Here is a 10,500-nt window from a genome sequence, read left to right as displayed (position 1 = left end):
GTGTTTGCACAGTTCGTTGTTTGGGGACAATCTCACCTGTTTCCCGATGTTGTTTGATTAACTTTCGCACGAAACTATAAGCAACTCGAAATTGTATAGCGATTTGACGTTGCGACGTATTCCCTTCAAGATATGCATCAACAATTTTCTGTCTAAGATCTAGTGAGTATGGTTGCACTTGATTGAGCATGAAGTAAACATACAAATCATTCTATCAAATACGCCTCACTAGGCTGGAAATTGCTGTATTGAAATTAGTAACTCTCTAGCAAACCTCCGCGCTCTAATGTAATCTATCTTGAATTTAAATATAGCGATCCTATTTGGATTGTGAGAAAGGATTCCTGCGGAATCCTTTCTCACAAAGCCCCTCGTTCTTACAAATGATTTAGGACTGCTATATTTAGCATAAACTCATCATCGTTCACTCCAAATTTGGGCTTTAGTCTTTTCCCAAATAGCCCAGCAAGACTTTTGTTTCTCCAGCCAGTGGTGCGCGAGCGCCGTGCAAAAGAACTTTCAGACGATCCATTAACACGATTGATGTTGGAGGTATTAGCCTGGAATTGATTATCCTAAAACAGTCACCTTCTACCAGAATTTGCAAGTATTGCGATCGCAGAAATCCAGAACACTAAGTCAGAGGCATACCCAGCAGCCATAGGACAAAGCTCATAAATAGGGTTATAACAGAATCAACGCCTTCACCTCATATCAAGTGATTGATGACAGACCCCGTAACCTCGCTGGCGGAATTGATTGCGGATGCTATTGCTGGCAATCCCACAAAAATACGAAGCGAGCTTGCGATCGCTCAAACGCAAACCTTGTATCAACTGGTTCAGGACAAGTTTCAGCACGAGTCCGAAGTTTCAGATGCTTTGGCAGTTATTGAACAGGGTTCCAGTACAGCATTGGATCACTTGATCGAACATCTGAAATTAGCACTTCAACAGGATGCTGAATTTGCTGCCGAAGCACAAGCAATTATTCAGAGCATTTATCCAGAAAAGTTGCAGAGTCTGGATGGCATGACCATGACTGCCACTGGTAATGCTCAAGCCTTTCAAACCAAGGTCGAGGGTGGAACTGCTTATGTTGGCAACAACTATATTACTCAACCTCAACCCTTACCATCTCCCGTTGGTATTCCCGAAAATCTGCCTCGTAGTGGGATTGAACCAGAAAAATTTGTTGGTCGTGCTGATGAACTGAAATGGTTGCATCATCGATTGCAGCAAGAGAATTGCGTAGCGATCTCTGCGATCGCCGGTATGGGTGGTGTCGGTAAGACAGAACTTGCCCTTCAGTATGCAATCGCTCATCAAAACGATTACAGTGGCGGTGTCTGTTGGATAGAAGCACGAGAACAGAATGTAGCGGCGCAGATTGTTGACTTTGCTACCGTGCATTTGGGCTTGAACCTGCCAAACAACTTAACAAAATTAACCGATCAAGTCTGCTGGTGCTGGCAGCACTGGAATCTCAATCAGGTCTTGATCATCTTCAACGATGTTGCTGACTACGCTAATATTCGACCTTACCTGCCACCACCCAATTCTCGCTTTCATGTTCTCCTTACAACCAGACTACGACTACTGAAGGATTCAGAACGGCTAGAATTAAACGTTCTCCATCCTGATGCTGCGATGTTGCTATTGGGTCTTTTGACAGGAGCAGAGCGAGTCGAGGCAGAGGCAGTAGTAGCCAGAACAATTTGCCAGTGGCTTGGCTATCTTCCCCTTGGTTTGGAACTGGTTGGACGATATCTTGCACGAAAACCAGATTTGTCTCTAGCAGCGATGTTAGAGCGTCTACAAGCTAAAAGGTTGGAGCAGCAGGCGCTCAAGAAACCGAAGTCTGAAGCTGACATGACGGCACAAATGGGCGTAGCTGATGCCTTTGATTTGAGTTGGCGAGAGATCCCCTCCCTTGCCCAGATGGTCGGGTGTTTTCTCAGCATTTTTGATGTTGTTCCAATTCCCTGGAACTTAGTGGAAGAATGTTTTCCTAATCATGAAGAGGAAGAACTGGAAGAAGCCAGAGACGATTTTCTGCTAGCTTTTCATCTGCTTCAGCGTGAAGGTAAACAGGCGTACAGGTTGCACGAACTGATCCGAGAGTTTTTCCAGGTCAAACTGGTTGAGTTAGAACAAACGGATAGCCTATGGCAGGCAGTTACTTTGAAAGTCGCAGCGATCGCAAAACACAATCCCTTGCTGGTCTCTGAAACTCTTCGTAAGAAATGGTTGAACTGGCAGTGGATTACAGATGTTACTCAATTGACGGCACTCGATTGGGGATGGCAGGTTCGAACTGCGTCACATGCCTGGATAGAGGGGTTGGGTGCATTAGCCCGTATCACCTTCCATCTGCGGGACGACGGTACTCTTCCTACGCTTGGAGTCAGTTTAAACCAGCAGTATTTAGATCAGCCCTGGGGACCGATCCCCTACGTGCGAACTGGCTGGAGTTTTTCACCTCCTAGAGCAAAGACTGTTGTTGACTTACCGCCAGAAAGCCAACACATTTTTCAGGATGACGATGCTGCTCGTATTTCAGCCTGGAGCATACTTTCCGATGCTGGTTGGAACCATTTCACGTCTGCACCGCTCAATCTGCAGACATCCTGGGCTTGGCAACGAACATTTGAGGGCATTGTTAGCTCGTTGACTGCACGGTTAAAAGATCGATCGCTTCCTGTACAAGCAGGCTACCTCTCACTAGAAGCGGCTTGGTATGCAGCAGCTCATCTACTTAAACGTGATCCGTTCCTTATAACCCCGACCCTACTAGACACCTTAGAGGAACCACTATCTCGGACTGAACCGTCAAGTCTTACATTGAGAATGCAACACTGCTACAAACAACTCAGAATTGAGATTGAGGCTGCACGTCATAGGGGGCAAACGCACCTTTGTCTCCCACTGTCTGTTCAGAACTTTAGACAGCACAATTGGGCTCCTGATTCTTTGCTGGCTTATGCTACAAACATCTATCAGGGAGCAGTGGAAGGGTATGAACGGATTGTTACGACTTGGTTTTCAAGATTGGTACCTAAATTACCACTTGCAGCCATCTTTCCAGTTCAGCTAGTTGGTGTAGTTGTACCACCTTGCTTTAGCTCAGAGGGAATCAGCATTTCTCAATTTTGGCAGCCACTACCTAAGAATCAGCTCAGTGGAGTGGACTTCAGGCTGAGCGATCGCCCAATCTCGACCGACGATTCTCGCTGGCGCGCAGCACAGGAGCAGTTCCGTTCTTTACACCCTCAAACATCACTGCATCCAAATATAACCGTCCATTCAACTTCACGGTTGACTTCTCAATGGCTAGGGGTATGCCCTGTAACAGAACTGGTTTACCAGTGGCTCTGGAATGACCTGCAAAGGGCTGGCTGGGTTAAAGAAGGGAGGTTAGAAGAGGCTGGGCATCCTTACTGGCGGTAACACGGGATAAAAAGTATTGGGTTAATTTATACAACAAGAATTGACAAATTAGGAGATATGGAGATGCACATTTATTTTCTTTCAAAAAATATCTCAATTGCTAGCCTGGTAAAGCCTTTAGGGTTCCAACCATAAAATCCCGTCCCTGATTACGTGACGTTTAAAGAAAAATTGGCAAAATAGACACAGCGACTTCACCTAAAACTGTATGCCCCGTGCTGTCATTTTAACTGCCCTCCCGGTCGAGTACCTTGCTGTTCGTGCCCATCTCGTTAATCTGCGGGAGGAGATTCATCCGCAAGGAACCATATATGAGCGAGGTCAATTCACAGCGGATAGCCAAACTTTGGAAGTTGGGATTGTTGAGATTGGGGCAGGTAATCCAGGAGCTGCATTAGAGGCAGAACGGGCGATCGCTTACTTCAACCCCGATGTTGTCCTTTTTGTTGGGGTTGCGGGAGGAATCAAGGATGTAGCGATCGGTGATGTCGTGGCATCTACCAAGATCTATGGATACGAATCTGGTAAAGCCGAACAGAGATTTAAGCCTAGACCAGAGATTGGCTTACCTGCCTACAGTTTGGAGCAACGTGCTAGAGCTGAAGCAAGAAAAGGTGAGTGGTTACAGCGACTGGCGACTATACCTGAGCTAAGACCTCGTGTTTTTGTGGCCCCGATCGCCGCAGGGGAAAAGGTGATTGCCTCGACCCAATCAGAAATCTTTCAGTTTTTGCAGTCGAACTATGGAGATGCGATCGCTGTTGAGATGGAAGGTCTGGGTTTTCTGGAGGCAGCACGAGCGAACCAACGGGTGTCGGCAATGGTGATTCGGGGCATCTCAGACTTGATTGATGGCAAAGAGAAGTCAGATAGGGCAGGTTCCCAGGAGATTGCCTCACGCCACGCCAGTGCGTTTGCATTTACGATATTGGCAAATTTGGGGCTGAAAGATGGATCAGTGACAGGCGTTGGAGAGACACCACGCAGAGAAGAGATGGTACAAAATGTTGCTGACAATGCCAAGGGCTGGCAGACTGTAGTCCAAGGTGGAACTGCGTATGTCGGTGAGATTCATATTCATGGGGCTACTGCTAAAAACTCACCTTCCAATCCCCTAGTTCTGCCAGAATCAGCTCAGGAAATTAATCTTGATTCTCCATCACCAAAGGTTTTCATCAGCTATAGCCATGATTCCCAGGAGCATAAGGATCGGGTCTTAGCACTGGCTGATCGTTTGCGCGAGGATGGGATCGATTGCACGATTGACCAGTACGAGGAATCGCCTGCCGAAGGCTGGCAACGTTGGATGCTCAACCAAGTGGAAGAAACCGATTATGCCCTAATCGTATGTACGCAGCAATACGATCGCAGATTTCGAGGGCAGGAAGAAGTTGGGAAAGGAAAGGGGGTAACGTGGGAAGGAGGGGTGATTATTCAGGAACTCTATGATGCCCAGGGACAGAATTCAAAGTTTATTCCAGTCACCTTTACCCCTGAGGATTCTGAATCTATCCCCAGCCCCCTTCGTAGTGCGACCTTCTACAGACTAGATACGACAGAGGGATATGAACTGCTTTACCGCCGCCTGACCAAGCAGCCCAGAACCCAAAAGCCAGAGCTAGGTAAATTACGCACTTTACCTCCACGTGATCGCAAACAGGTTTTCCCGGAGAAGTCGCAATACTCACCTTCAGGCGAACGCTTGAAATTAGTACAGATGTTAAATGCTTTAACTGCCCAGCAATTCAACATGATGGTTTTTGCCCTCAACCCACCTCCAGGAATGATTCCACCGCTGTCTGCATCCCAAGCGGATCGCGTTTATATGCTCCTCAATTGGGTTGAAAGTCCGAGCGGGTCTGGCTTGAAGGTTTTACAAAATGTTCTAAATGATACACGAAAAACCTAATAAACTCTCAAGATCGGATATCATTAATTTTGTCGTAATGTGTTTAAATTTTCTTAACAGACTGTACTTTATAGTTAAGCGTAATATGTGTCTGTCACCAGAGGAGCGATCTGAGCTATTCATAACGTTAAATACTATGGTGCTAAGCCAGTTTAATCACCTTATATTTACGCTGAATCCTCCTCCAGGGGTCGTTCCTCCTGCGATCGCATCTCAAAGTGATCGAGCCTTTGCGCTTTTAGGGTGGGCAGAAGCAACAGGTGGTTGTGGACTGCCACAGGTACAAATGCATCTGGCAACGGTCTTAAACAGCAACATATCTATTGTTCAGCGAGAGACTCACGCTAGTCTCTCCAAGTCATTGATCCAAGTTGCTTCAGAAGATGAAGCAATTGCAGTATGGAATATTGCAACAAAACACTGGCATAATTTACCAGCCAGTCTATTAGACGACTTAGAAAAAATCTTGGGAAGGCAGAAGTCTTTAAAACTTCAATATGTTCGAGATTGGAAGAGAATACATACCCTTGCCGAAAAATTATACCCGCGCTACACAAAGCTTCATCACTGTATGATTTTATGCTTCAAAATGACTGAATTGCGAAACTTGAATGGCGCTGATAGATACCGAGATGTTGCTACATCCCACTTTGAAGCATTTAACCCTGAAGTGATTACATTTGGTAACTCATTGAAAGAACTTTCGATTAGGCGAATTACCCCTGTAACTGTACTTCGCACAATTCCCATCTGCTCCTCTGCTATCAATCAAAGTTTAGGGGGACTTTCAAACAGTCCCATTTTCCAAAATGGCATTCTTTTGACTGAAAGAATAAGTAAAGTATTACTCGATGCACTTCACATAGCAGATCAAGTACTAGAACTATACTTCAAAGAATTAGAGGTGAGTTAGCTATTTGTTTTATAAAAACTTGACGGATACGTATTTTGATGCTCTCTAAAAGATGTTTCGTAAAGTGATTGTCTGGGTGATGCAAATTAAATACACCGAACACTATAGATGATGTAGGTAGCAATATGGCTCCAGAAACTTTGTTAAGACTCGAAAGCCGATGGGATAAGTTCAAGCAATCTTCTCAAGGCAACAAAACAAGTCGAAAACCTAAAAAAGTGCTGGAAGATTTGCTTCAAGAATGCATTGACACAGGCAAACATATCAGTGATCCGGTCGATAGAGAAAGACTTCAGTGGCTTGCTCAAGATGTTGGAGATATGATCTTCCTAACTACTAAGACATATCCACGTGTAACTATCTTACCTGCCGAAAAAAGCTCTACCCCTGAGTCTGAATCAACCACATCTTCAAGTAGTTTATCAATTTTCAATATCCCGTACCAACGCACTCCTTACTTTATTGGTCGCGATGGAGTATTAGAAGCTCTACACAATACCTTTACCTCACAAAGTACAACTGCCGTTACACATATACAGGCTATTAGTGGGTTAGGAGGTATTGGTAAGACACAAACTGCTTTAATGTATGCCTATTGCTACCAGAAGGAATACAATGCCGTATTTTTTCTAAGGGCTAACACAGCAATCGACTTAAGAGAGGGATATGCCGAAATTGCAAGTCTTCTAGCTTTACCTGAACAATCAGCCCAAAACCAGAATGATATTGTTTTTTCTGTGAAACGATGGCTAGAATCAAATTCAAACTGGCTCCTCATTCTTGATGATGCAGACAACCCAGAGCTTCTGAAAGAATTCCTTCCTAACAATCCTAAGGGGCACATTTTACTTACCTCTAGGATCTCAATTTTCGACACGGTAGGAATTTCAAAGCCTATTGAAATGGGTGTAATGAGCCAGGATGAAGCATTAAAATTTCTCTTTAAACGAACTGGGCGTGAAGATCGCGAAGACAAAGATTCACCAGAGGTATTGGCTGCGGAGAAAATAGCAGCAGAACTTGGCTATCTACCACTGGCACTCGAACAAGCTGGAGCTTATATCTACTCTAAGAAAGCTCGTTTTCAGGATTATCTCTTCAGTTATCAAAGGCGTCGTCTAGAGTTATTAAATGAATCAGAACCTATAGCAGGTAGTCGCTCTGAGCCAATTGCTGTAACTTGGAGAGAGAATTTTAGAGAGGTTCAGCAGACCTCTGAAGCAGCAGCAGACTTGTTACGCTTAAGTGCATTTTTAAGCCCACACAATATTCCACTAGAGTTAATCACTCGAGGATTCTCTGAGCTTGGGTCTGAACTTTCTGAAGCTTTTGTTGGGTTGCCTAAAGATCCACTGATTCTTAATCAAGTTTTTCTTCCATTAACTCAATATTATTTAATCAATTACGATACTGAGTTATATACATACAGTATTCATCATTTGGTACAAGAGGTATTGAAAAATGAAATGGATGAGAATACTCGTAGGATATGGGCAGAACGGGCTGTTCGTGCCATTCATAAAGCATTTCCATCTGTAGAATATGAAAACTGGCAACTTTGCGCTCGTCTTCTACCTCAAGCAAAGTGTGCTGCCCAACTCGTTCAAGATTATCAGTTCGAGTTTGAGATAGTCACTAATTTATTCGATCTCGCTGGGAGTTATTTATATGCCCGTGGTCAGTATGAAGAGGCAGAATCTCTATTAAAGCAGGCATTAACATTAAGACAGCGTTTATTGAGTGAAGGCAATCCACATGTCATTACTAGCCTTAATAGTTTAGCAAAGCTGTATCAAGCTGAGGGACGATATAGCGAAGCAGAAGACTTATACGAAGAAGCATTAGATTTGAGGAAACGACTATTAAACGAAGAACATCCAGATTTTGCTGAGAGCCTCAATGGTTTAGCTGAGATTTATCGTCTCCAAGGTAAATACAGTGAAGCTGAGCTGCTTTACACAAAGGCTTTGAAATTGCGAGAACGTCTACTGGGGAAAGAGCATCCCGATGTTGCTGAAAGTCTCAATGATTTAGCAAGGCTCTATCGCGCTCAAGGGCGTAATCGGGAAGCAGAACCCCTTTACTTGAAAGCGCTGGAATTGATCAAACATGTTCTTGGGGAGGAACATCCTCAAGTAGCTCAGAGCCTCAACAATTTAGCGCGATTGTATTATTACCAAGGGCGTTACAAGGAAGCAGAACCGTTGTTTGTGCAATCGTTGTCTTTACGAAGACATTTGCTAGGAGAAGAGCACCCCGATGTTGCTACTAGTCTCAGTAATTTAGCACGGCTCTATGAAGCACAAGGGCGATACAGTGAGGCAGAATCTCTCTATCAGCAGTCGCTTATCTTGAGGAAACGTTTGCTGAGAAAGGAGCACCCCGACATTATTAAAAGCCTTAGCAATCTAGCACGGCTCTATGAAGCTCAGGGACAATATAATGAAGCAGAGCCTCTTTATCAGGAAGTGTTGAAGGTAAGAAGACAGGTACTTGGACAGGTTCATCCTGAAGTAGCTGCTAGCCTAAATCATTTAGCTCGACTCTATTACCGCCAAGCTCGTTATAGTGAAGCGGAGCCTCTCTATCAAGAAGCCTTGGAAATGAACAAGCGCTTTTTGGGCGAAGAGCACCCTACAATAGCAAACAACCTTAATAATCTCGCTTTACTTTTTAGAGCTCAAGCTCGTTATAGTGAAGCGGAGCCTCTCTATCAAAAAGCCTTGGAAATGAACAAGCGCTTTTTGGGCGAAGAGCATCCTGAAATTGCCCAAAATCTGAATAATTTAGCCTACCTATGGTATTCCCAAGGCCGCTATGACAAAGCAGAAGAGCTTTATAAGCAGTCATTGGAGATGTACAAACATGTATTGGGTAACGAACACCCTGCTGTGTCCAATGGGCTTAATAATCTAGCTCTTCTCTATAGAACTCAAGGACGATATTGCGAAGCAGAGCCAATATATCAGCGTGTCCTGGAAATAAATGAGCATTTGCTAGGAGAAAAGCACCCTTATATGGCTCGACTTCTAAACGATTTAGCTCGTCTTTACTCTGCTCAAGGGCGATATGGAGAGGCAGAGCCATTGTTCAACAAAGCATTAGAGATCAACAGAGATCTGTTAAGTGAAGAGCATCCTTATGTCGCTGCCAACTTGAATAATCTAGCCTATCTTTACTATTCTCAAGGACGATATGGCGAAGCAGAAGAGCTGTACAAAAAATCATTGTATTTGAGAAATCACTTATTGGGAGAGGATCATCCTGACATAGCAAATACCCTCAACAATCTTGCCGATCTCTACCGTGTCCAAGGCCGCTACAGCGAGGCTGAACAACTATATCGGCAATCATTGGAAACAAGAGAACGGATTTTAGGTGAAGAACATCCTGATACAGCTCGAAATCTCGATGATCTTGCAATGCTTTTCTATACGCAGGGACGTTATGGTGAGGCAGAACCCTTATTTAAGAGAGCAATAGACTTGAGAAGGAGGCTCTTAGGTGAGAATCACCCTGACATAGCTCGAAATTTGAATAATTTAGCATTACTCTACACTTCTTTGGGTCGCTATAGTGACGCTGAACCTTTATATCAACAGGCTTTGAAAATAGGCAAGTACACTTTAGGCAATACTCATCCAGATATAGGTAGAGGGTTGGATAACTTAGCTATGCTCCACCATGCTCAAGGTTACTCTGAAAGAGCAGAGTCTTTGTATAAAGAAGCTTTGAAAATTTTAGAGCAGCAACTAGGAACAGAGCATCCTTGGACATTAAGATGTCGCGGAAATCTCGAAAGATTACATGTGAATGATAGTCTTGGTTTTGAATGATGACTCTCTACAGAGAGTAGTTTAGAACGCACATTTATCCATGAGCTAATCTTGTAGACAACTTTTGTAATGCCTTGCAAAGTCTTCATCAGCTACAGCCATGACGCAGAGGAACATCAACAGAATGTTCTGAGCCTTGCAGATCGCCTGAGAGCTTGTTTCTAAATGATTGTTAAGCTTGCTCTGGTAGTGCGTCAAACTGATGTGGGTCTGGTAGAGTAAGGAATCAACGATTCACCTACTCAAGCTATGGAATGTAAGCTCTGCGGTCATTCTAAGACTCACAAGCATGGCAAGATGCCGAATGGGCATCAACGCTACTTTTGCCTGGGGTGCCAACAAACCTTCTCAGAGAGTTTTGACACCCTCTACTACTACCGTCACGTCAGTCCA

6 protein-coding genes and 1 pseudogene are annotated in these 10,500 nt (G+C 44.2%); 6 read left to right on the top strand and 1 reads right to left on the bottom strand.

All coding sequences use genetic code 11. From position 1 onward, the window contains the following. Positions 1–190, bottom strand: a 190-nt coding sequence (locus tag BST81_RS11085) for a helix-turn-helix domain-containing protein (protein ID WP_216351305.1), incomplete at its 3' end; no start/stop codon positions are given. Positions 191–725: 535 nt separating this feature from the next. Between BST81_RS11085 and BST81_RS11080 the strand changes: the two genes are divergently transcribed. The 6 genes and pseudogenes from BST81_RS11080 to BST81_RS28795 all read left to right on the top strand — a co-directional run. Continuing rightward, a complete protein-coding gene (locus tag BST81_RS11080) occupies positions 726–3,449 on the top strand; it encodes an NB-ARC domain-containing protein (protein WP_075598592.1) in 2,724 nt (907 codons plus the stop codon). Between the two features lie 208 nt (positions 3,450–3,657). Beyond that, positions 3,658–5,358, top strand: a complete 1,701-nt coding sequence (locus BST81_RS28455) for an SEFIR domain-containing protein (RefSeq protein ID WP_216351304.1) — start codon at positions 3,658–3,660, stop codon at positions 5,356–5,358. A 136-nt stretch (positions 5,359–5,494) separates the two neighbouring features. Further along, on the top strand, positions 5,495–6,271 hold the full coding sequence (locus BST81_RS28450) for a hypothetical protein (protein WP_216351303.1): 777 nt from the start codon (positions 5,495–5,497) through the stop codon (positions 6,269–6,271). A 125-nt stretch (positions 6,272–6,396) separates the two neighbouring features. Beyond that, entirely contained in the window at positions 6,397–10,107 is a 3,711-nt protein-coding gene (gene fxsT, locus BST81_RS11060) for an FxSxx-COOH system tetratricopeptide repeat protein (RefSeq protein ID WP_075598590.1), read from the top strand. 69 nt (positions 10,108–10,176) lie between these two features. Further along, complete coding sequence (locus tag BST81_RS29250; RefSeq protein WP_075598589.1) at positions 10,177–10,272, top strand: SEFIR domain-containing protein; 96 nt, start codon at positions 10,177–10,179, stop codon at positions 10,270–10,272. Between the two features lie 84 nt (positions 10,273–10,356). Then, positions 10,357–10,500 (top strand): annotated as a pseudogene (locus BST81_RS28795) (IS1 family transposase); the annotation flags it as partial.

The sequence above is a fragment of the Leptolyngbya sp. 'hensonii' genome, assembly GCF_001939115.1.
In the GTDB taxonomy this organism is placed as follows: Bacteria; Cyanobacteriota; Cyanobacteriia.
This window is presented reverse-complemented; position numbering and strand designations above follow the sequence as displayed.